We start from the raw sequence: 21110 nt of genomic DNA on the forward strand, positions 1-21110 counted from the left end.
CACTGCACTTTTCCGCGTTCCTATTGTAACACACCTATGCACAGTGTTGTGATCTTGGTCGTGTCCGGTACACTGACCCCCATGCTGCGCGTCACCGCCATCGGCGCCGGAGCGGTCGAGTACCTGCTCCGCGGGTCGGGGTGCCGCGAGCACGGGCACCGCCACCAGGCCGCGGCTGTGGCCGGTCCGGCGGCCGAGGCGTCGGCCGAGCAGGTCGGGCCGGGGTACTACACCGCGGCTGTGGAGCACGGCGAGGCGCCGGGCCGGTGGGCCGGGTCGGGCATGGAGGCGATGGGGCTTTCGTTCCGGGCCGGGGACGAGGTGGTCCCGGACGATGTGCGGGCGGTGTTCGGGCAGCTTCGCCGCCCGGAGTCGACCGAGGCGGAGCCGGAGTTCCTGGGGCGCCGGCCAGCTCATTTCCGCACCGAGGCGGAGCGGTACAACGCCCTGGCGGCGAAGGAGTCCGGCGAGGTTTCGCCGGAGCGCGAGCGCGAGTTGCGTGCCGAGGCCGCGACCACCGGGCGTAAGCCGGTTGCGTACTACGATTTCACGTTCAGCGCGGTGAAGTCGATTTCTGTTTACGAGGCGGCTTTGCGTGCCGCTGGTCAGACGGAATTGGCTGACCAGGTGTTGGAAGCGCATAACAAGGCAGTCCAGGTCGCGCTTGACTACGCCGAGTCGCGGGTGATTTTCACGCGGACCGGGTCGCACGCGCGGACGGTGACCGGGAATGAGTCCGTCGGCCGTCACGAGGCCGGTACCGGCGCGGTGTGGACGGTGTGGGCTCACTCCACCAGCCGGGAGAACGAGCCGCAGATCCACACGCACGCGGCGTTGCTGAACCGGACGGTGACCGAGGCGGGGAAGATCGGCGCGCTCGACGGCGCGTCGTTCCGCGCCTATAAGGAGGCGATCGCCACCGCCTACGAGCGGGCGGCGGAGCAGTTCGTCACCGAGGCGACCGGCGCGCGGTTCGAGCTGCGACCGGACGGCAAGGCCCGGGAGATCGTCGGCGTCGACCCCGAGGTGATAGAGGAGGCGTCGACGCGGCGCGGTCAGGTGACCGGGCTCGTCGCCGAGCGGGTCGCGCTCTACCGGGACCGGCACGGCAAGGAGCCGGACGCGGCCGCGATGAAGCGGATCACGGACATGGCTGTGTACGAGACGCGGAAGGCGAAGGGCCCGGAGTCCGGCCCGGGGGCGGCCGCCCGGTGGGCCGAGGCCCGGACCGAGCGGCTGACCGCGATGCTGGCCGACGTCGAGGCGGCCGGACAGCAGGCGGCCGCGCCGGTGGCCGGGGGCGGTCACGTGTCCGGCGCGGCGGTGACCGCTGACCGGCTCACCGGTCACGGCGTGACCGGTGGGGCGGACACGGCCGCGGACGTGGCCGCTGCGCAGCGCCGGGATGCGGTGGCCGCCGCCATGGAGGACGTGCAGGCGTCCTACTCGGTGTGGACGCTGGGGAACCTCACGGCCGCGATCGACAAGCGTCTCGGGTCCGCGGCCGACCTGGGCGTGTCCGCTGCGGACCGCCCGGTCGTGTTGGAGGAGATCGCGCGGGATGCGCTGCGGTCGTCGGCCATCGTGAAGGTGTCCACGCCGGACCCGGTCGAGGTGCCGGAGTCGTTCCGCCGCGCGGACGGCGGGTCGATCTACCGGCGCGCGAACGGGGAGCGGTACGCGACGGCCGCGCACCTGGCCGCGGAGCAGCGGGTGTCCGCTCGGATGGCGGCCGCGCTGGACTCGGGTATCGAGCCGGTCGAGGTGGAGGCGCTGCGCGAGCGGCTGGCCGCGTCCGGGTTGTCCGCGGATCAGGTCGACGCGGTCACCGGGATCATCGGGTCCGGCCGTCTCGGGGACTGCCTGGTCGGCCCGGCCGGGACCGGGAAGTCCCGGACGGTCGGCGAGCTGGCGCGGGTGTGGGGTGAGCACGCGGACGGCCGGGTTCTCGGGCTGGCCACGTCGCAGATCGCGACGCAGAATTTGGCCGGCGATGGGCTAGAGGCGCTGAACACCAGCCGGTTCCTGAACAAGTTCACCGCGGACGAGGCCGGGGAGGTCCGCGACCAGCTCCGCGCGAAAGACCTGGTGATCGTCGACGAGGCGGGCATGTCGTCGACGCAGGAGCTTGACCGCATCGTGGAGCTGTGTGCGGCCGCCGGGGCGAAGGTGATCCTGACCGGCGATCACCACCAGCTCGACGCGGTCGGCGCCGGTGGCATGTTCCGGCAGCTGATCGGGGAGCACGGCGCGCACGAGCTGCGCGAGGTGCACCGTTTCCGCTCGGAGTGGGAGCGCGAGGCGAGCTTGAAGCTGCGCGACGGCGACGCGGCCGCGTTCGACGCCTACCACGACCGGGGCCGCGTGCACGCGGGCACGTGGGAGGAGATGCAGGCTCTCGCCGCTGAGCGGTACCTGTCGGACGTCCTGGACGGCAAGAACACGCTGCTCATCACCGGTACCAATGAGGGCGCGGGAGAGCTGTCCGCGTCGATCCGCGAGCGGTTGATCGAGCTAGGCCGGGTTGACGCCGCCCCGGTCGCTTACGTGCGCGGCGCCAAGGGAAAGCAGGAGGTGTCGATCGGGGACCGGGTGCAGGCACGGATGAACGACTACCGCGCCCGGGTGGACCGCGGCGAGGCCGCGAAGGGCGAGCCGGACCCGGTCACCAACCGGGCGCTCTACACCGTGGTCGGCAAGCACACGGAGTCCGGTGCGCTACTCGTCCGGGATCAGCACGGCGCGACCGCGCACCTGTTGCCGGAGTACGTGCGTGAGCACGTCACGCTGGCCTACGCGGTCACCGAGCACGCCAGCCAGGGCGTCACGGTGCAGCACGGGCACTACCTGCCCGACCGGGACGCGACCCGGGAAGGGGCGTACCCGGGCCTGACCCGAGGAACCGAGGAGAACCACGTGTATCTCCCCGCGATCCGTGAGCCCGACGAGCACGACCCGGAGCGGATCGAGCAGTCCGCGCGGGAGCTGTTCACCCAGGTCTACACGACCAGTTCGGCGCAGCGGAGCGCGACGGAGACGCTGCGGGAAGGGTTGCGGGACGCGGATTCGTTCGCGATGGCGGCCGCGCACCTGGACGTCGCGTCCGACGAGCACGCCCGCGGCCGCTACGGCGCGGTGCTGGCCGGGGTGCTCGGTGAGGACCAGGCCGCCGAGGCGGCCGCGGACCGGGCCGCGTACGGCCGGCTGCTGCAGGCCGCGCGAGAGGCCGAGCTTGCCGGGCACGACCCGGCCGCGGTGCTGGCCGAGGCAGTCGGGATGCGCGGCCTCGACACCGCCGCGAGCATCCCGGACGTCGTCCGGTGGCGGGTCCGGAACCTGACCGAGACCCGGACGCCGGAGCGGACCGTGGACCCGGCGGACTGGACGACCCGCGTGCCGGTCCCGGACGGGACCGAGGCCGGGCAGTACATCGCGGACTTGGCCGCGGCGACGACCGACCGGCAGGCCCGGTTGGGCCGCCAGCTCGCCGAGGAGCCGACCGCGTGGGCGCTGAGCCAGCTCGGTGACGTCCCAGACGCCGAGCAGCCCGAGGAGCGGGCCGCGTGGGAACGCCGAGCGGGCGCGGTGGCCGCGTACCGGGAGCTGACGCACGTCCCGGACGCTCAGGAGTCCATCGGGGCTGCGCCGACGCGGGAGATGCCGCTCACGCGGGCGTTGTGGAACGACGCCCGGGAGGCGCTCGGGCCGGTCCCGGCGGACGTCGTCGACCACCGTGCGATGACCGATGGCGAGCTGTACCAGCGCACCGAGCGGTGGGCGCGGGAGCAGGCCGCCGCGCCGGAGTTCGTCGCGGACAAGATGCGGGAGGCGTACCGGGCCGCGCACGAGCAGCGGGTGCGGGTCAGCGCGCGGACCGCCGAGATCGGCGCCGCGGGTGATGGTGACCCCGACCTGCCCCGGAAGATCGAGGAGCGTGCCTCGCTCCGTCGGATGATGCAGTGGCAGCAGCAGCGGGCCGCCGACCTCGAGAACAGCCACCAGCACCGGGGGAAGTGGGCAGCGGCCCACCGCGACGTCGCCGAGGATGCACGGCTAGCGGCCGAGGAACTCGCGCGCCGGAGCCGGGAGGCGGCCCGCGCCGGGGTGGTCACGCCGGACCCGCGCAAGGTCGGACCGGACACCGACCGTGCCATCGTGCCGGAGTCTGCGCCGCGGCCGGCCCAGGCGGAGCAGCGCCCCGACGACGCCCGGCGCGACGTCGAGCAGCGCCAGGAGGCCGGGCAGCGGCCGGACGGTGCGGTGCGCCGTCCGGTGCCGACCGTGGCCGAGGCGATGGAGACGCTGCGGAGCGCCCGGCAGGCGTCCGAGGAGCAGCGCGCCTACCAGCGCGGGACCATCGCGGGCCAGGGCACCGCACGGCAGCGGGACACCGCCGCGGCCGCCGAGACCGAGCGGCAGCAGCGGTCCACCGGCTACGAGCTCACCCAGGAGCGCAAGGCGCCAGCGGTCGAGCACAGCGCCGAGCGGGACGGCCCGACGATGGAGATGTGACCGGCGGCCCGCCCTATCGGGGCGAGTCGGTCGAGGTGGCAGCCCGTCGGGCGATGAGCGCGGCCTCCTGGTCGAGCGCGGCGAGCAGCTCCGGGCTCGGCTGCTCCCAGGTGGTGCGAGGTCCCCACGGGGACCGGCACACCTCGTACTCCTGCCCGATGATCCGCTCGTGCATCGGCGGGTCGAGGATCTCGAAGTCGTACCCGCCCGGGGGTGGACCCCATCGGCACCCGAACAGATCCTCCGTCCGCCCCTGCACCACCTGGTCGTACAGCGGGAGCACGGAGCGGAGACCACGGCGGAGCCGGTGCGCGTCGACGGGGAGGCGGCGGGCGTCCCGCACCGACACGCCGGTCCGGCCGACGTAGAGGTGATGGTGCACCCGCACCCGATCCGGGTCCCCGTTCATGGTGGCCTCACCGTGGGCGGTGAGGTCGAGGCGGGCCGGGACCGGGGCCCCGTGCTCGTCGAGGACGAACCCACAGAGCCGCTGCACCTGCTGCACGGTCCGGGCGATCGCGTCGTCGTAGACCCGCAGGCAGGCCGCTGCGTCGATGCCGCGGCCGGTGCGGAACAGGTCGTCGACGAACGCGGAGAACGACAGCGGGGCGCGGAACTGCACATCGAGCGCGTCCGCGGGTGGCGCGTCGGCGGGGTCGTCCGGGTCGAACAGCCGGGCGGGTTCCACCCAGGTCTCCCCGATTCGTCCGAGGTCAGCCATGTCGTCCGCCTCCTACCAAGGGGTCGCGTGGCGCAGGGTAGAGGACCCCACCGACAACTCACCCCCGTCTCGGACAACGTGGAGCGCGGCGCTACATGCGGTAACGGTCCGAGAGGCTCGGGCCCGGCGGTATCCAACTCGCATCCACGACAGGGTCGATCCCGAGGTGACGGGCATGTTCCTGCACCGGCGCCGGGTCCGGGATCCAGTCCGCCTCGATCGTGTCGACACACAGCGGGCAGACCGGAGCGCAGGCGACTCCGTACCGGGTGTCGATCGCGTACCGGGCCATTTCTGGGTCCTGCTCCGCGCATCCGGCGCACTTCACGTACCGAGGCAGCGGAGGGCATCCGCTGGTGTCATACGGCGTCTTGTCCATCGTCTTAACCTCCCCGCGCGGCGCGTGCCGCGCTCCGGCCCCATATACAGTAGTGCAGTGTTGCCGTAACTGCGTCTTGCAGTAATGCAGTAACACCGTAGTTACTGTCTGCCGTAGCCGGTGGGATCCTCGGCGATCCGGTCCCGGACAGCGTCGGCGAGCCCTGGGTTTGCGTCCAGCTCGGCGAGCAGGGCCCGGACCACGACCGCGCCAGGCAGGTCCGCGGCCATGCCCAGGGCCTCCCGGAGAGCGTTTCGCCGGGCCCGGAGCCGCTCGTGAGCCAGTGGGGACAGATCCACCGTCATCCGTACCGGCTTCGTCCGCGGCGCGATGCTGGCAGGGCGCCCCGGGCGAGCTGCCGCCCGGGGCGGCGGAGCCTGATCGTGGGGCGGGGAGAGCGGTCCCGGGTCTGGCTGGACCTCGCCCGGGTCGGCGGCCGGTGTGCGGTTCGCCGCGCGGGCTGCACGTGCCCGCAGGTCGTCGCGTCGGGTCACCAGCCACCCCGCCCGGCGATCTCGGCGGCGGCGTCCACCACGGCGGTGTCCTCGGCCCGCAGCGTCACCGGCCCGCCGATGGCCTGGGCGTAGCGCTCGGCCATCGGGATTACCGCGCGGCAGGAGTAGCGTCGCGACTCGTCCAGCATCTCCCGGTAGACCGCCGCGCTGGTGGTGCCCGTCCGAACTCGGTTCCACAGCACGGACACCACCGCCGGGCGGGCGCGCAGCGGCTCCACCTCGTCCAGCGCGTCCCACACCGCCGGCAGGACGTCCCACTCCGACGAGGTGGGGGCGAGGGTCACCACCACGTCGGTCGCTGCGCGCATCGCCGAGTAGACGATGCCGCGCTGAAGCTCCAGCGGTGGGGTGTCCACGACGGCGACGTCGTAGCGGTCCGGCGACACGATCCCGGGCAGGTCAGCGTGCAGCTTGTTGGTGGCCAGCCCGACCACGGGGATGGACCATTCTGCGTCCTGCGCCCAGCGGGTCAGCGTGCCTTGCGGGTCGGCATCCACCGCGATCACGCGGCGGCCGGCCCCGGCCCATGCGTGCGCGAGAAGGCCGGTGCTCGTGGACTTCCCGCTACCGCCTTTGAGATTCGTGACGGTGACCACGCGCAGCCCGGGCCCGGGAGAAGGGGGTGAAGGAGTCATGCGACGAGCGTACGTACTGCGGTAAGGCGTGCAGTACTGCCGTAGCTACTGCGGGGAAGCGACACACCCGCGCCCCTGCCGGGGCGTGCCTCCGGCGGCCCCTCCGGGGAGGGCCTCAGCTCCAGGATGAGGGGGAAGGGCGTGGGTCATCCCGTCACGACGGCGCCCCAAGGGGCAACCAGGTCAGGGGTTCCACGTCAACCGGAAAGGCGTGGTTGACGTGGAACCCCTGACCTGGTCGGGCAGAGCCCGCCGACGTGACGGGATGACCCACAGACACCCGAGCGGGGGCGGGCGCCCCCAACCGCAGACCGATCAGCCGGCCTCACGCGCCCGGCGCTCCGCAACGTCCTGGTCGACAGCCCGTCGCCAGAACGGAGCCCAGTGGTCCGGGTGGATCGGATCCCACACCACCTGGATAGTGTCCGATCCGTGCCGGTCCTTGCCCGGCGCTTTCCGGGTGACCTTCCCGGTCAGGGGCCGCCCATCGTCGGTAACCAAGGGGCGGCCGGCGGCGTCCGCACCGTCATGCCGTCCCGGTTCACAGTTCCACTCAAGCCCCGATCGTTCGTTCAGCTGTCGCCGCGAGCCGGCGAGTGGCTCCTCCCCGAGGATCAGTCCTTGGGTGTGCGGCAGCCACCGGTCATGCCAGTCCGCGGAAGCCGCCGCTGACGCGGCCTGGCCGGTGTGCGCGGCCAGGTAGGCGGTGTGCAGAGCGGAGAGTCGACGGACCACGGGCCGGTGCAGCGCCCAGCAGTCGGGCAGGTGACCCCGCCGCCAGTCGTACCAGGGGCCGAGGACGTCGGCGACCCACGCGGCAAGCCGGGTCCACTCCGCCACCGCCTGGTCGGCGGTCAGGGTCTCCCACACGACCCCTCGGACCGGTCCGTCATCGCTGCCGCTCGTGGTGCCGCCCGCACCTGCGGTGTGTCCGCGCAGCTCGGCGACCTGCTCGGCGAGCGTGTCCAGCCGCGGCAGCGTCTGCGCGAGCAGGTCCGTGGACTCGGTCACCGTCTCCCCCAGCCGGTCGAGGGCGTCGCCCTGGGCCGTGGCCCGACGGTCCACGTCGGCGAGGAGGTCGGCGAGAACCTCGTACCGGGTGTTATCAGCTGCGGTCACGGGTGTCGGCCTCCGATCCGAATCGCGTGTCGAGGATGCCGTACGACGCGGCCAGGAACCGGGACGCCGGCCCGACCCGGAACGACAGCGCGGCCGGGCCGTCCTCGCCCATCAAGCGCAGCACCCGGGCGGGCGGGTCATCGGCCACCGGGTCGAGCCGGGCCACGATCAGACGACCGGCACCGTCGGTCCCGGCGCCCCCGGCCCGTCGGGCGAGACCGGCCGCGAACAGCTCCCGCGGCAGCACCCACACTGCGCCGTCGACGGCGAGCCGTACCCGGTCCGGGGTGCGGGCAGACCAGCGCAGCAGCAGCAGCGACGACGCCCACGGCCCCCGGCGCCGGTACCGGTGCCCGAGCCGCGCAGAGAGCGTCTCCTGGATCGTCGCGACCGTCGGGCAGCCGGTACCGGGGTCGGTCCTGTACCGGAGCCTCACGCCGTCGTGTCCCGGTCGAGGCCGAGCGCGATCCGGCGAGTTCGGACCAGCTCGTACCCGGGGGTGTACCGGACCACCGCCGGGCGTGGCGCGAGCCCGAGCACGTAGGCGTGGTGGCGCGGCATCCGAGAGATCACGTCACCCTCCACCAGCAGCTCCCGGGGTCGCGTCACCGACACCGACCGGGACCGGCGGCCCCCCTCCCCCTCGGAGGCGCCCTCCGTGTCGAGCCGCACCCGCCGTTTCCCGCCCAGGTGCGCGAGGTCGTCCAGATCGTCGGTGCCGGACACTCCGGGCAGGATCACTTTCACCGGAAGGTTCTGCCAGATCACGTCTCCGGCGTCGCGACCCCACCGGGTCGAGAGCTGCGCGAGCGACTGGAAGATCGCGACGACGGTGATGCCCCAGCCGCGCGAGTCCGCCGCCCACCGGTCCAGCGGCACCGGGGTCAAGTTCGCGACCTCATCGAGCAGGAACGCGCACGTCGTCGGCAGCATCCCGCCTGCCTCGGCGGCCGCGCGCTGCGCCTCGGCGAAGACCGCTTCGACCAGGGCGGTGAACAGCGGTGCTACCCGGTTGTCGTTCGCACCGCCGACCAGGTACAGCGTCCCGTGCTCGGCGAGGAACTCCCCCAGGTCGAGGGTATCGCCATCAGTGGCGGTGCACGCGGCCGCGATCGTCGGGGACTGCATGAACGCGAGCGCCGCGTGCACGTTGGTCATCACCGTGGCCGCAGTCTTCGGGTTCTGAGTGAGGGCGGTGCGCAGCATGTCGGGCAGCGTCGCGTCCACCAACGTCGAGCCGCGCTTGACCGCGTCGGAGAGGATCTCGACCGGGACGGGGTCGTGCCCGGCGGGGTCGTACCGAGAGTTGACCCAGCTCACGACGGCATCCAACCGGCGGCCGTCGATCGCGGCCGCCATCAGGCAGCCCCGCAAGACGAGTTCGGCCTGCCCCGACCAGTACGAGGCATCCTCCACACCGGCGGTGCCGCCCGAGCCTCGCACCAGGGCGGCGGCCCGGGCCGCCGCCACCGCACCATCCTGGCATCCGGCCACCGGGTCCCACCGGAACGTCGATGCCAGGTCGCCGAGTCGCTCCGGGTTGAACACCGCCACCGGCCCGCGGGTCGCCCGTCGGATCGCCATCGTTGCCCGCGCCAGCTCCGGTTTCGTGGAGGTCACCACCGCGGCGCCGGGCGCGTCGAGGACCAACCCGGTGAGGTACTGGGACTTGCCGGAGCCCTGTGGGCCGAGGATGCCGACCCCGCGGGTCCACGGCGCGTACACCGGCTTCCGCCGCAGGTGGACCGGTCCGGACACGAGCCGACCGGCCTCCCACCCGGACAGGTGTAGCGGCGCCGCGAATGCGTCTCGATCCCGGAAGATCCCGGACGCGATCAGCCGGACGCCCCGCGCACCCGCTGCGTCCCGGAAGTCGCGGCCGGACAGCCACCCGTCCTGACCGCCCAGCTCGCGCCGGAACGCCCGCCCGGGGTGGAAGTGCCACCGGTGGTGCACCAGGGCGGCGGCGGCCGCGAGGGAGCCACCAGCGCCGCCGACGAGCGCGGCTCCGTCGGCGAACGCGGCCAGCGAGTCCCACACCTGCGCCGTCGACAGCGCGGCGGACCCGGCGGCGACGGCGAGGCCGCCACCGCCGATCAGCCGGTGCCGGGACCGGATCTCTGCATCAGTCAGCATCAAGGCCACCTCTAGTGCCAGCGGGTCGAGTGCATCGTCAGGAGCGGGCTGCCGGGCCGGGTCAGCGCGCGGGGCCGAAGCAGCCGGGCCAGCGCCAGGCGCGGCGACAGCCACGGGCCCGCCGCTCGCGCGGCCCGCAGTACGTGCCCGCGGAGCGCGGGCATGTGCGGTCGCAGCAGTCCGGCCGCTGGTGCGAGCAGCACGGCGCCGATCACCGCCCAGGAGGCGACAAGCGCGAGCACCAGGACATCGGCTACTGCCGGGACGTACGCGGTCACCAGCGCGGCCGCCACGAACGCCGCAGCCGCGGCCTTGATCTTCGCCAGTGTGGAACGCATCAGGAATCCCCTCCCGCGCTCACCAGCGCGAGCGTCGGCCCCTGCTCGGTGGCCTGTCGGATGAGCCGGCGGCCGGTGCGCGCCGACACGGCGTAGCGCTGGCCGACCTCAGCGCCGGTCAACGCCTCGCCCGCGGCCAGGCGCCGGGCGAGGTCCCGGACGCGCGGGTCCGCACCCTCGTCGTCGGTCCCGTCGTCGGCCTGGTCGTGCTCGACCGCCACCGGCTCCGGGGCCGGTTCGTGCCGGGCCTCGACGACCGGGGCGTCCTGCCACCAGTCCCGAGGGGCGTCCTCCCCATCGACCACGGTCACGGTGCGGTCGAGGTCGTCCACCAGTGCCGGGTACGGGTCAGCGTCCCGCCGTGACCGGTAGGCGATGAGCGCCACCAGTTCCAAGGTCACCGCCAGCGCCAGGGGCGGAAACAGGGCGACCGCGAACGCGACCGGGGAGGGCTGCACCACGGCCGCGAGGTTCGCCAGGACCGTGACGACCATGCCGAAGCCGAACGCAAGCCACGGGAACGCCCCGGCCGGGTCGCCCCGGTGACGGCGTACCCAGATCACCACCAGCGCGGCGACGAGCATTCCGTCAACGCTCAGCGGTAGCCAGGGCGCCATCACGGGGTCACCGTGGGCGGCGATGACGTCGCGGGCGTGCCGGTAGGACGCCACCGCGGCCGGGACCCCGACCGCGCCGACGGTGCCGACCGCAAGCAGCGCGGGCCAGGTGCGGCCCCACGCGCCGCGGATGCTGTGCTCAGGCTGCATCGCTCATCCCCTCCGGGAACTCGCACTCCGCGCACTGGCCGAACGAGGTCGGGATGCAGTAGCCGACGTCCCGAGAGCAGGACGGGCACCACCGGCGGGCTGCCATCGCCTTGCCGAGCGCGACGAGCTGCGCCGGGGACGCGGTCCGCTTGGGCACCAGCCCCGAGCGGTCCCACAGCTGTCCCCGGACCTCGTGACGGCGGTGCCGCCACACGACCTGTGCGACCGGGGCGGTGCCGCCCGGTGCGAGCCCGAGCGCCCGCATCTGCCGCCGGGTGACCAGGCCCGCCGGGGCGTGGCCGTACCGCCAGGTGGGCAAACCGTTCTGCTCCCAGGCGAGGGGCTGCCAGCCCCATCGGTCGGTCATCAGCCCGTACCGGCGCCGGACCCCGCTCACGACGCCACCGCCGTGACGCCCCGGTGCTGCTCCACCGCGCGGACAGCGCGCCGGTCGGCTGCGGTCATCCCGCCCGCGACGCCGTAGGGCATCTCCATACCCCGCACGACGCGGCTGCACGCCGCCAGCACCGGGCACGCCGCGCACACCGCAAGGGCGCGCTGCTCACCCGCAGTCCGCAGGCCGGGCCGCTGAGACTCCGCGACCGGGAACATCCGCTCCGGGTCGCGCTCACATGGGACTGTCATGATTGCCATCGGGTCGACTCCCTCGCAGTGATCGAGCACGGCCCGCGGTCTCGGCAGGGGCGCAATCCCTGCCGAGACCACCCGTGGCGCGGGTCGCGGGCCACAAACTCTTGCAACTCTTGCATTTCTGACTCTACGGGACCGCCGAGAGTCTTGCAATACCTGCGTTACTGGCTTTTCTTGCTGATCTTGTGGGATTCTGACGCTGTGGCGGTGGAAGGAAAACGACGACTGGTAGGCACCGGCGCCGCAGCGGCGGCGGTCGGCGTCGACCCCGCCACGCTGTGGCGATGGGAACGGGCCGGACGAGTGAGGGCCGAGCTGCGCACGGCGGGCGGGCAACTCCGGTGGGACATCGACCGGCTGCGTGCTCAACTCCCGGTCGACGGCGGCGATGGCGACGTAGGACCGGAGGAGCAGTAGCGGTGCGGGCCGGGTGGGTGTCCTCACACCGCCAGGAGACCCCGATCACGGGGGGCAGTTGGAGGGCATACCGGCACCAGGACAGGGCACCGACAGGGCAAACGGCGCCAGAGGGATGCGAGGTGGGGAGATGATCGGCAATGCCGGTGACCCGCCCTCATGGGGGTCACGTCTCCGCTCGTGGCGAGAGGGGCAGAGATGGAGTCAGCCCGACTTGCTGCAACACATCGAGGCCGCGGGACACAAGCTGAACGAGCCGCGAGGGCAGAGGCTTGACCTACGAAATCTGGGCAGGTGGGAACGGGGCGAGACGCGCCGACCCCACCCGGACTACTTGCGACTTCTCGCCTACCTGGGGGCACCTCTTCCCGATGACCCGGACGCTCCCGCAGCCGCCCCGGAAACGGGGCCCCCGTTGCTCTGGGTCCCCGAGGTTGACACCGGCGCCGTTGCTGCCGAGTTCACACGTCAGGACCTCTCCATGAAGCGTCGCGACCTCCACAAACTTGTTGCCACCGTCGTCGTCGGCGGCCCCCTGCTCGATCACTTGGAGAGATGGCTCGCGACCACCCCCGGCGGCGCTCACGCGCCCGGCGGGATCTCGATCGGAATGCAAGAGATCGAGGAGTTGGAAACCACCGCGCGGGTGTTCCGAGACTGGGACGACCGGCACGGCGGCGGATTGAAGCGAAAAGCAGTAATCGGCCAGCTCAACGAGCTTTCGGAAACAGTCACGGAGCTTTCGGGCGGGCCGATCAAACAGCGCGCGTTCCGCATCATGGCGCAGCTCTCCGAAACCGCCGCCATGATGTCGTGGGATTCGGGACTGCAAGAGTCCGCACAGCGGTACTTCATGCTCTCGATCCGCACCGCGCACGAGGGCGGAGACCCGGCGTTCGCGGCCAACGCAATGGCCGCAATGGCGCGCCAACTCCTCTACCTGGGCCACGCGAGCGACGCCTTGGAAGTGGTCCGGCTGGCGCAGTCCACCGCGGGGGCGGCGGCCACCCCGCGACTGACCTCCATGCTCGCCCTGCGCGAAGCCTGGGCATTCGCGCACCTGGGCAGGCACGCCGCGTTCGAGCGCACGGTCGGAGTCGCCGAGGAGGCGCTGACCCGCGTTGGCCGGCCAGAGCCGGAGCCGTACTGGCTGGACTACTACGACGCCGCGGAACTACACGGCACGATCGGCGGGCGGCTGTTGGAGCTGTCGCAGGCCGAGCGGGGCACGCCGGACCACGCGCGTGCCGCGACCACCCGGATCACGCAGGCACTCGACACACGTCCTGACGGACGTCGCCGAGCCTCCGCGCTCGACCTCATCGGACTTGCACAGGCGCACATGCTCAGCGGAGAGCTGGACGAGGGCGCCCACATCGGACACACGGCGATCGAGGCGGCGCAGGCCACCTCATCGGACCGAGTGCGGGTCATGCTCCGCAACTTCCACACCGACACCGAACCGCACGCCCGGTCGGTCGCTATCCGCGCGCTGCGCGACCATGCTGCCGAGGCGCTGCGCACGACCGAGGAAGGACGCGCATGACGCGGATCGCCGTCACCGGGCACATGGACCTCACCGCCGAGAGCACACCGCTGATCCGAGACCAGATCAGTGCAGTCCTGCTGTCCCAGGAAGGCCCGATCGTTGGGGTGAGCTGCATCGCCAGAGGTGCCGACTCCCTGTTCGCAGAGACGGTGCTCGCGCACGGTGGGACGTTGGAGGTTGTGCTCCCATCGGCCGACTACCGGGCCACGAAGGTAACCGAATCCCACGCCGCTCTGTTCGACGAGCTGATGGCCGCCGCCACGAGCGTGCACGTGATGCCGTCGCAGACGGCCGACCGCGCCGCGTACGAGGCCGCGAACCGCGCGCTCTTGGACGGCGCGGACCTGCTCGCCGCCGTGTGGGACGGGGACGCCTCCCGCCGTGGCGGGACCGGCACCGTCGTCGACGAGGCGCGCACCGCCGGTATCCCGGTGACCGTCATCTGGCCCGACGGTGCACGGCGCCAGCCGAAAGCCAGCTAGCCGTTGGATTTCAATTTTGAATCGGCGTGTCGCGCACGCGCTCCGGGTCGAGTCCGGTAAGAAGATCACATGGAGGAGACCCGACCGCGGAAGAAGCCGGGGCCGAAGCCGAAGGGGCCGCGTACCGCGACCCCGGTCTACCTGCCGAATGATCTACGGGCTGAGGCGCAGGAGATCGCGAGGCGCGATGGCCTGCCGCTGACGTCCGTCATCACGCGGATGGTCGCCGAGGCTCTCGAGCGGCCGGTGCCGTCGTACTGCTACCCGCGCCAGCAGATCGAGGCGCAGGAGGAGCTACCGCTGACCAAAGCCTCATAGACACAGGAACGGGGTGGCCCTTGCCGGGGCCACCCCGTGATTCCTGCGCGTCACACGGCCTGCCAGCCGATGTGACGCCGTAGCCCCGGCGAGCCGGGGCGGTTCCCTACCTCACTCCAAGAGAAGGGGCGCTTTCGCGTGCCCGAGTCTACCTCGTCTAATTCTACTACGCACGTACCGGCGGGCCGGGCGTATCGCGTGGCGGCCGCCGCCCACCGTCGGGCCGAGTACGGCCGGCGTCGTGCTGCTCACCGTGTCGACGGCGGCCAGTTCGCGGTGCACCCGGGTTGGCGGGGCCGGATCCCGCAAGGCCTAGTGGTGGTCACCGACCAGCCCGCCGCTCGCGAGCTCATCGACCGGGCCGCGGACGCCGAGGGATGGCGTGCGGACCGGCGCCACATCGCTTTGACCGTCCTGCAGACCCTCGCCGACGCAATGGACTGGCGTACTGGTCTGGTCACCGGGGCGACCCGGGAGAAGGCCGCTCAGCGGGCCGGAGCCAGCCCCCGCACGGTGAGCCGGGTCATCGCCTGGGCGAGCCGTGTCGGACTCCTCGTGTGCGTCGAGAAGGGCGCCACGGCCGCGTTCCTCGGGACCCGGTCCAACCGGGCTCCCGCCTACGTGTTCGTGAGCCCGTCCGGGATGCCGATCCCGCGGCCCCGCCGGGTCGCAGATGACCAGGGTGTGGACGAAATTGGCAACCCCCCCGCATCTTGCGTAAGCACTCAAACCCTTGTGCGCGAGGGCGCGAAGCGCACTTCACAGAAGCGACGAGCCTGGCCGAGCCGGGACCGGGCACGGGACGCCCGAGAACGCTCTGCGGCGACACGGACGCTCCTAGAGCGGGCCGGGGTGCGTCGGGTCCCGGCGTGGAAGGCCTCAGCGATGCTGGCCCGCTGGTGGCGGGCCGGGTGGTCGGTAGCCGGGGTGCTGTACGCGATCGACCACCACCCGGACCGGCCCGGGGAACCCCGAGGGGATGCCATCAGGGGAGCCCGTGACCCCCTGGCAGTCATCGGGCACCGGCTCGCCGCATGGGCCGGCCGGGAGGGCGAGCTACCGACCGCCGTCCAGGCTGTCGACCCTGACGAGCGCCGTCAGCGGGCGGCGCGCCTGGCCGAGCAGCTCGACGAGCCCGGCCAGGAGTCCCGCGGCAGGATCGCCAGCGCCGCCGGGCGTCAGCAGGCCCGAGAGCTGTTCGCCATGACTCGGCGGGCACGTAGGGCGGCCGCATGATCCCCGCCGCCGTTGTGCGGTCGTGCGGTTGTGCGTGTGCGCTCAGGGCCGCGCGGGCCCAGGGAAACCCCTCGGTGGACCCGCCTGCGGCGGGGCGGTTGTTCGGCCCTGAGCTAAGCACGGCCGCACTCCCGATCAAGGGCGCTGCGCTGGCGCTCCGCGTCGCCTTCGGCGACCGGCCTACGGCCGGCCCTTGACCGCGAGCCTCCGCGGCCGCGCCCGGCGCTCGTGCGGTGGCGGGGCGAAGCGCCCGCCACCCACGGGACGGGCCGAACAACCACCACCACCCGATCCCGCGGCCGGTTCGAGCAACGGCGAGGAGGTGAGCGCCCGTGTGCACCGATGGCTGCTACAAGATGAAGAAGGACAACCGGTGGGTGTGCGGTTCGGAGGCCGGGTCTGCCCGAGGAACGGCCGGGTCCGGCCTCCGATCAGGTCAAACGGTCGTAGATCTCCCGGCGGTGCCCGAGGGTGAGGACCAGGACGACGAGCTGGTCGTCCTGCGGTTCGTAGACCACGCGCCAGTCACCGACCTTGAGACGCCAGGATCCGGGCTCACCCTTGAGGGGCTTACCGGTCGGTGGCGCCGGTCGTGGCTCGTCGGCGAGCGTGCTCACCGCGGCCAGGATGCGGCGGGCCACCTGCGGGTCGAGCTTGCGCAGCGCCTTGCTCGCCGGGGCCGTCCAGGTGATGTGCCAGTGGGGAGCGTCGGGCACGTGTCAGCGCTGGTCGAACTCGGCGAGCAGGGCAGCGTGATCGACGGGCTCGCCGGCCTCGGCCTTCGCCTCACGGGCCATACGGGACAGACCCCGGTCTTCCAGCTCGTCGAGCAGGTCGAGGACCTCGGCTGGGACGACCGCGGCGACACGCTTGCCGTGGCTGGTGATCGCGGTCGTGACACCGCCATGCTGGGCGCGGCCCACAACATCAGCGAAGTGGTTCCGCGCATCGGTCGAGGACATCTCCGCGGTACTCATGTTCAAAATGTACAACGTGTACGTACTCTTGTCGAGGCGCACCGAGTGGATGATCATCCGCGAGCGGGCGGATAAACGGACATTTCGGGTGCTTGCTGGCCTGATAATCCGTACGGGTCGTGTTTCCCCAGTTCAGCCGCGCCGATATTCAGTATTATGTTCGATCGAGGCAAGCAAGGCGCTTGCTAGCGCTAGCAAAAACTAGCGTCAGGATACCCTGACGAAGAGCCCCGTCAGGGTATCCTGACAGTATGGGATGGACCTGGGACACCGGCTACGGACCGGCCTACGAGCACGAGGGCTACGCCGCCGCGGTCCTCGATGACGACACGGTCACCGGGACCCACGACGATCTGACCAACAGTCGGTTCGTGGGCTGGCGCGCCGCGTGCGTCTGCGGCTGGCGCGGCGAACGGTTCTGGTCCCGCGCTGAGGTGGTGGCCACAGACTCCCTCTACACCGAGCAGGTCGCGCTCTATCCCAATTCAGCCAGTGTCGCCCCAGAGTCGGTGGAGGGGCCCGAGGAGGGAGAGGGTGTGCAGGGACAGTGGCGTACACACTTAGCCCAGGCGCTGCCGGGGCTGGCAGTGCACGACGCCGCGGTTCGGCTGGCCGAGATCCGCGAGGAGCTGGACACCGCGGTCGGCCTGGCCCGGGCTGCCGGGGCGTCCTGGACAGTGATCGGTAACGCGGCCGGCCTGACCCGCCAGTCCGCCCACGAACGCTGGGGCGCGGCCTTCCCGACGCCCCCGCCCCGCTCGACGGATGTCACGACGAGGAGCACGCGATGAGCACCTGCACCCACCCGGGCGCGCACGTCCACGGCCTGATCGGCTCCGGACCGGTCGCCGTGTCGCCCGAGAAGACCCAGCTCGCCCTGGCACCGGCCGAGTGGGGCCACCTGTCTGGGCCGGTGCGGCCCGGGGAGCGCATGTCGGCCGCGATCGGGGCGTGCAGTAGCTGCGGGGCGCTGGTGGTGTCCGTGGGAACCTGGCATCCCACCGACGGCTGCGGAGAGCACGCGGTGGAGTACCGGACCCCCTGGACCGCGATGTACGGCCCGAACCCGGCTGAGGCCGTACCGGCCGATCCTGCGGCGCGGCCGCCGCTTCGCGCGACGCTGGTAGGGCTCGGCAGTCAGGATCTGACCCCTCGTGGTTGATGCTGGGCTAGTGTAAACGGCTGCGCGTTGCCGCCGCATTGGCAGCCAATCCTCGGTCGCTGCCCACGTGTCCAGGATGCGGGAGCGAAGTGCTTCATGGGCACAGAACCCTGCTCCAGGTGCGAACCGTGACAGACACCGGGCCGGTGGTTGACGGCTGGATTCTCAGCGGCGGGCGAGGCGGCGGAAGACGGCGTCGAGCTCGCGGACCTTCAGGACCCGCATCGCGACGACGGCTAGCGGCAGCGCCACCAGCGTCCCGACGAGCAGCAGGGTCCAGGCCCGGGCGACGTCCGGCCAGTCCAGGAGCGCGGGCTCCAGGAGCACTGTGAGCCCCCACGCGATCGCGGCCGCGGCCGCCGACGCGACGGTCGTCTTCCCCAGGCAGGTGAGGACCTCCCCGGTCCGGATCCGGCCGAGGCGGCGGCGCAGCAGCCACTGGCCCAGCAGCGCACCGCCGACGAACGACAGCGAGTTGGCCGCGGCGAGCCCCAGCACGACCTGCTCGGGCGGGAGCAGCAGCGGGCACGCGAGCAGCAGCGGGATCTTCACCCCGACCATCCCGACCTGGATCAGCGTCGGGGTCCGCGAGTCGGTCATCGCGTAGAAGACCCGCATCTGCAGCATCGTGACCGCGTAGGGCAGCAGCCCGAACGCCGACCACGCGACGGTCGCGCCTAGGCGCGCCGCGCCCTCCCCGCTGCCCGCGCCGACCGAGAACAGCGCCGTGCCCAGGGCCCCGCCGAACGCCGTCATGACGGCGGCGATCGGGATCAGCCCGACCGTCGACAGCCGGGCGCCGAGCGAGAGGTCGGTGACGACCTGGTCGACGTCGCCCTTCGCCGCGGCCCGGCTCATCCGCGGCATCAGCGCGGTCAGCAGCGACACCCCGAGCACCCCGTACGGGACCTGGAGCAGCAGCCACGCGTTGAAGTAGGTCGCCACGGAGCCGTCCGAGGCGGCGGTCGCGACCCGGGTGGTGACGATGTAGCCGGCCTGCCCGACGAGCACGTAGGCCACGATCCACAGCGCCATCCCGCCGGCCAGCGACAGCCGCGGGTCCCAGCCCCACACCGGGCGGTAGCGGAACCCGATGCTGCGCATGAACGGGATCAGCACCAGTGCCTGGACGACGATGCCGAGCGTCGTCCCGACCCCCAGCACCAGCAGCTTCGGGTCGCCCATCCGGACCGGGTCGACCGAGATCTCCCCCGGCACGAGCACGTACACGACGAGCACACCCAGCAGGACGACGTTGTTGAGCACGGGCGCCCACGCGAACGGCCCGAACACCTGCTTGGAGTTCAGGATCGCGCCGAGCAGCGCACCGATCCCGTAGAAGAAGATCTGCGGCAGCAGCAGCCATGCGAACGCCGTGGCCAGCGCCGGGTCGGCGCGGGAAGAATCGATATAGAGCGCTGTGAGCAGTGGCGCGGCGGCCATCGCGATCAGGGTCGCGACCAGCAACGCGGCCCCGACGACGGTCAGCAACCGCCGGGTGAAGCGTTCGCCGCCGTCGGCGTCCTCGGCCTGGGCGCGGACCAGCACCGGGATCATCACGCTGGTCAGGACACCGCCGAGCAGCAGCTCGTAGACGATGTTCGGCAGCGTGTTGGAGACGGTGTAGGAGTCGTTGACGACCGCGAAGCCCAGCACCGCGACCAGCGCGAGGTTCCGGACGAAGCCGGTGAGCCTGCTGACCAGGCTGGCGATCGCGATCATGCCGGAGGAGCGCACGAGCGAGCCGGTGTTCTCGGCCCGGCCCTGCGGCGCGGACCCCGCACCGTCGCCCGGCGGGGCCTCCCACGGCGGGACCGGCTCCGAGCTGGCGGCCGGCCCGGAGGACAAGCCGAGTGGCTGAGTCAACGCTTCGGAAGGTCTCGGATCCGAGGTCTGGTGAAGCGGCAGTGTCACCTCCTCGGGTCTGGTGCCAAGGGAGGGACTGGGTACACCGAGGCGCCTGGTCCGGACCGGCTTCCTTGGTTGGTCATCGCGCATCACCGCTCATGATGCATCGCCGACCTCGCACCAATCTCTTGCCTCTCCTTCCGCAGGACACAGATCAGATGCGCTATGGGCCTGCGCCTGTTGTGTGGGCCACTGGGGATCGCTGCAGCGCGGCGGTCCCGGGGTTCGATGATGCAGGTGCTCACTCCCGCAGTCTTGTCCATCCGGGCACCTGTTGTCTTAGCCTTCGTGCTCTCCGAGCCGAGGGAGGACGATCCGCGGCCCCTGACAGGCTCCGCATCGCAACGCGCTGGGCCGCAGATCGGTCCCTACGTGTGCATCGCTAGCAAGTGCCGATGATGCTGGCTCCGCGGATTGCGCCCGGGCCAACTGGGAGGTTCCCCGCTCCCAATCTCCTGTCCGAGTTGGCAGGGACGCAGGTAGTGAAATCGGGGTAGAATGCGCGGTCCACGTTCAAGCGTGTGCCGACATTCGAGCAGTTCCTCCACCACGCACTGTTGGCGCCGGGTCCATTGTTCACGTAGCGGAACCCGCATCGAGCTTGCGCTGCGATCAAATTCTGACTCGCGCTAGCTGCATGCGCATCGCTCGCGGCAGGCTGCGAGGCTGACGCAGCCCCAGGTAGAACGGCAAGGAGGCTCGCCAGCACGACTGCTGAGGTCAGTCCCAAACGACGGAGTGTTACCACCTAATAGCTCCTTCTGTCCCACGGTCATCGCAACGACAGGCTCTGACTGTAGGGTGGTCTTGATGCTATTTCCATAGCTTGACTCCGCAGGGATCCTGGGGTAAGAAGTTAAGGAAGCTAAGGCTTGACTAACTATTGTTTGCTGAGACTCGCTGGCTCGATGGACCTGAATGGGAACTGCGTGTTCTTGGCGCTTTCTCCGTCTGGTCCGGGCCCGGCGGGGCTCCGTTTGCGGATGACGGCGACGTTCGAGTCCTTCGCGTCCAGGAAGGCGTGGTTCATCACAGCAGAGCTGCTACAGACGTGATCGAAGAACGCTTATCGGCACCGCGGCCGACCTCGCCCCGTACTGAAGTCGCCCACTTCACGATCCTGCGCTACACAGCCGAGACGTTCGCGGCGATGTTCACCGGCGCCACCCGCCCCCGCCCGACCACTTGATCCACACGCGTGCCATCTACCGTCGTCCACTTCCGCGACGCTCCACTGCCCCCTAGGCGTACACCGTCACCATCACCCGACCCGCCCAGTGAGCCCACT

19 protein-coding genes are annotated in these 21110 nt (G+C 71.6%); 6 read left to right on the plus strand and 13 right to left on the minus strand.

Annotated elements, in window-relative coordinates; translation table 11 throughout:
- Positions 1–81: 81 nt before the first annotated feature.
- Positions 82–4512, plus strand: a complete 4431-nt coding sequence (gene mobF / locus Ae331Ps2_RS29605; protein ID WP_075329887.1) for a MobF family relaxase — start codon at positions 82–84, stop codon at positions 4510–4512.
- A 13-nt stretch (positions 4513–4525) separates the two neighbouring features.
- Here mobF and Ae331Ps2_RS29610 read toward each other — a convergent pair whose 3' ends face one another.
- The 10 genes from Ae331Ps2_RS29610 to Ae331Ps2_RS29660 all read right to left on the minus strand — a co-directional run bounded on the left by Ae331Ps2_RS29610 (position 4526) and on the right by Ae331Ps2_RS29660 (position 11767).
- Entirely contained in the window at positions 4526–5233 is a 708-nt protein-coding gene (locus Ae331Ps2_RS29610) for a hypothetical protein (protein ID WP_075550257.1), read from the minus strand.
- Between the two features lie 480 nt (positions 5234–5713).
- Entirely contained in the window at positions 5714–5842 is a 129-nt protein-coding gene (locus Ae331Ps2_RS33925; RefSeq protein ID WP_256371363.1) for a hypothetical protein, read from the minus strand.
- A 260-nt stretch (positions 5843–6102) separates the two neighbouring features.
- Positions 6103–6762 carry a ParA family protein gene (locus Ae331Ps2_RS29625; protein WP_075329891.1) on the minus strand — a complete coding sequence of 220 codons (660 nt, stop codon included), beginning with the start codon at positions 6760–6762 and terminating at the stop codon, positions 6103–6105.
- A gap of 315 nt (positions 6763–7077) precedes the next feature.
- Positions 7078–7773, minus strand: coding sequence for a hypothetical protein (locus tag Ae331Ps2_RS29630; RefSeq protein WP_139319275.1), 696 nt, complete (start codon positions 7771–7773; stop codon positions 7078–7080).
- A 94-nt stretch (positions 7774–7867) separates the two neighbouring features.
- A complete protein-coding gene (locus tag Ae331Ps2_RS29635) occupies positions 7868–8317 on the minus strand; it encodes a hypothetical protein (RefSeq protein ID WP_075329893.1) in 450 nt (149 codons plus the stop codon).
- A complete protein-coding gene (locus Ae331Ps2_RS29640) occupies positions 8314–10017 on the minus strand; it encodes a type IV secretory system conjugative DNA transfer family protein (RefSeq protein ID WP_139319276.1) in 1704 nt (567 codons plus the stop codon). The genes Ae331Ps2_RS29635 and Ae331Ps2_RS29640 overlap by 4 nt, the downstream gene beginning before the upstream one ends.
- A gap of 11 nt (positions 10018–10028) precedes the next feature.
- A complete protein-coding gene (locus Ae331Ps2_RS29645) occupies positions 10029–10355 on the minus strand; it encodes a hypothetical protein (RefSeq protein WP_075329895.1) in 327 nt (108 codons plus the stop codon).
- Positions 10355–11122, minus strand: coding sequence for a DUF2637 domain-containing protein (locus Ae331Ps2_RS29650; RefSeq protein ID WP_075329896.1), 768 nt, complete (start codon positions 11120–11122; stop codon positions 10355–10357). The genes Ae331Ps2_RS29645 and Ae331Ps2_RS29650 overlap by 1 nt, the downstream gene beginning before the upstream one ends.
- A complete protein-coding gene (locus Ae331Ps2_RS29655; RefSeq protein WP_212567742.1) occupies positions 11112–11519 on the minus strand; it encodes an RRQRL motif-containing zinc-binding protein in 408 nt (135 codons plus the stop codon). The genes Ae331Ps2_RS29650 and Ae331Ps2_RS29655 overlap by 11 nt, the downstream gene beginning before the upstream one ends.
- The gene (locus tag Ae331Ps2_RS29660; protein WP_170917179.1) at positions 11516–11767 is read right to left on the minus strand and encodes a WhiB family transcriptional regulator; all 252 of its coding nucleotides are present in this window, start codon (positions 11765–11767) and stop codon (positions 11516–11518) included. The genes Ae331Ps2_RS29655 and Ae331Ps2_RS29660 overlap by 4 nt, the downstream gene beginning before the upstream one ends.
- A gap of 904 nt (positions 11768–12671) precedes the next feature.
- Between Ae331Ps2_RS29660 and Ae331Ps2_RS29670 the strand changes: the two genes are divergently transcribed.
- The 3 genes from Ae331Ps2_RS29670 (at position 12672) to Ae331Ps2_RS29680 (ending at position 14539) form a co-directional block, all read left to right on the plus strand.
- Entirely contained in the window at positions 12672–13736 is a 1065-nt protein-coding gene (locus Ae331Ps2_RS29670) for a hypothetical protein (RefSeq protein ID WP_139319277.1), read from the plus strand.
- Positions 13733–14221 (plus strand): hypothetical protein, encoded by a 489-nt coding sequence (locus Ae331Ps2_RS29675; protein ID WP_075329898.1) that lies wholly within the window; start codon positions 13733–13735, stop codon positions 14219–14221. The genes Ae331Ps2_RS29670 and Ae331Ps2_RS29675 overlap by 4 nt, the downstream gene beginning before the upstream one ends.
- A 69-nt stretch (positions 14222–14290) precedes the next feature.
- Positions 14291–14539: a hypothetical protein gene (locus Ae331Ps2_RS29680; RefSeq protein ID WP_075329899.1), complete on the plus strand. Its 249-nt coding sequence runs from the start codon at positions 14291–14293 to the stop codon at positions 14537–14539.
- Between the two features lie 1667 nt (positions 14540–16206).
- Here the strand turns inward: Ae331Ps2_RS29680 and Ae331Ps2_RS29690 are convergent.
- Both Ae331Ps2_RS29690 and Ae331Ps2_RS29695 read right to left on the minus strand, forming a co-directional pair.
- The gene (locus Ae331Ps2_RS29690) at positions 16207–16491 is read right to left on the minus strand and encodes a type II toxin-antitoxin system RelE/ParE family toxin (RefSeq protein ID WP_075329901.1); all 285 of its coding nucleotides are present in this window, start codon (positions 16489–16491) and stop codon (positions 16207–16209) included.
- A 3-nt stretch (positions 16492–16494) separates the two neighbouring features.
- A complete protein-coding gene (locus Ae331Ps2_RS29695) occupies positions 16495–16752 on the minus strand; it encodes a type II toxin-antitoxin system Phd/YefM family antitoxin (protein WP_083696443.1) in 258 nt (85 codons plus the stop codon).
- Positions 16753–17003: 251 nt separating this feature from the next.
- On the opposite strand from Ae331Ps2_RS29695, the gene Ae331Ps2_RS29700 reads away from it, so the two are divergent.
- Complete coding sequence (locus Ae331Ps2_RS29700; protein ID WP_075329902.1) at positions 17004–17543, plus strand: hypothetical protein; 540 nt, start codon at positions 17004–17006, stop codon at positions 17541–17543.
- A complete protein-coding gene (locus Ae331Ps2_RS29705; protein ID WP_075329903.1) occupies positions 17540–17914 on the plus strand; it encodes a hypothetical protein in 375 nt (124 codons plus the stop codon). The genes Ae331Ps2_RS29700 and Ae331Ps2_RS29705 overlap by 4 nt, the downstream gene beginning before the upstream one ends.
- A gap of 165 nt (positions 17915–18079) precedes the next feature.
- On the opposite strand, the gene murJ is transcribed toward Ae331Ps2_RS29705, so the two are convergent.
- Positions 18080–19780, minus strand: coding sequence for a murein biosynthesis integral membrane protein MurJ (murJ, locus tag Ae331Ps2_RS29710; RefSeq protein ID WP_249265427.1), 1701 nt, complete (start codon positions 19778–19780; stop codon positions 18080–18082).
- Positions 19781–21110: the final 1330 nt, after the last annotated feature.

Source organism: Pseudonocardia sp. Ae331_Ps2, assembly GCF_001932405.1.
Classification (GTDB): Bacteria; Actinomycetota; Actinomycetes; order Mycobacteriales; family Pseudonocardiaceae; genus Pseudonocardia.

Coding starts and splice junctions, on each gene's coding strand:
- mobF (WP_075329887.1), top strand. CDS start 82: ATGCTGCGCGTCACCGCCATCGGCGCCGGAGCGGTCGAGTACCTGCTC.
- Ae331Ps2_RS29610 (WP_075550257.1), bottom strand. CDS start 5,233: ATGGCTGACCTCGGACGAATCGGGGAGACCTGGGTGGAACCCGCCCGG.
- Ae331Ps2_RS33925 (WP_256371363.1), bottom strand. CDS start 5,842: ATGGCCGCGGACCTGCCTGGCGCGGTCGTGGTCCGGGCCCTGCTCGCC.
- Ae331Ps2_RS29625 (WP_075329891.1), bottom strand. CDS start 6,762: ATGACTCCTTCACCCCCTTCTCCCGGGCCCGGGCTGCGCGTGGTCACC.
- Ae331Ps2_RS29640 (WP_139319276.1), bottom strand. CDS start 10,017: ATGCTGACTGATGCAGAGATCCGGTCCCGGCACCGGCTGATCGGCGGT.
- Ae331Ps2_RS29645 (WP_075329895.1), bottom strand. CDS start 10,355: ATGCGTTCCACACTGGCGAAGATCAAGGCCGCGGCTGCGGCGTTCGTG.
- Ae331Ps2_RS29650 (WP_075329896.1), bottom strand. CDS start 11,122: ATGCAGCCTGAGCACAGCATCCGCGGCGCGTGGGGCCGCACCTGGCCC.
- Ae331Ps2_RS29660 (WP_170917179.1), bottom strand. CDS start 11,767: ATGACAGTCCCATGTGAGCGCGACCCGGAGCGGATGTTCCCGGTCGCG.
- Ae331Ps2_RS29670 (WP_139319277.1), top strand. CDS start 12,672: ATGAAGCGTCGCGACCTCCACAAACTTGTTGCCACCGTCGTCGTCGGC.
- Ae331Ps2_RS29675 (WP_075329898.1), top strand. CDS start 13,733: ATGACGCGGATCGCCGTCACCGGGCACATGGACCTCACCGCCGAGAGC.
- Ae331Ps2_RS29680 (WP_075329899.1), top strand. CDS start 14,291: ATGGAGGAGACCCGACCGCGGAAGAAGCCGGGGCCGAAGCCGAAGGGG.
- Ae331Ps2_RS29695 (WP_083696443.1), bottom strand. CDS start 16,752: ATGAGTACCGCGGAGATGTCCTCGACCGATGCGCGGAACCACTTCGCT.
- Ae331Ps2_RS29700 (WP_075329902.1), top strand. CDS start 17,004: ATGGGATGGACCTGGGACACCGGCTACGGACCGGCCTACGAGCACGAG.
- Ae331Ps2_RS29705 (WP_075329903.1), top strand. CDS start 17,540: ATGAGCACCTGCACCCACCCGGGCGCGCACGTCCACGGCCTGATCGGC.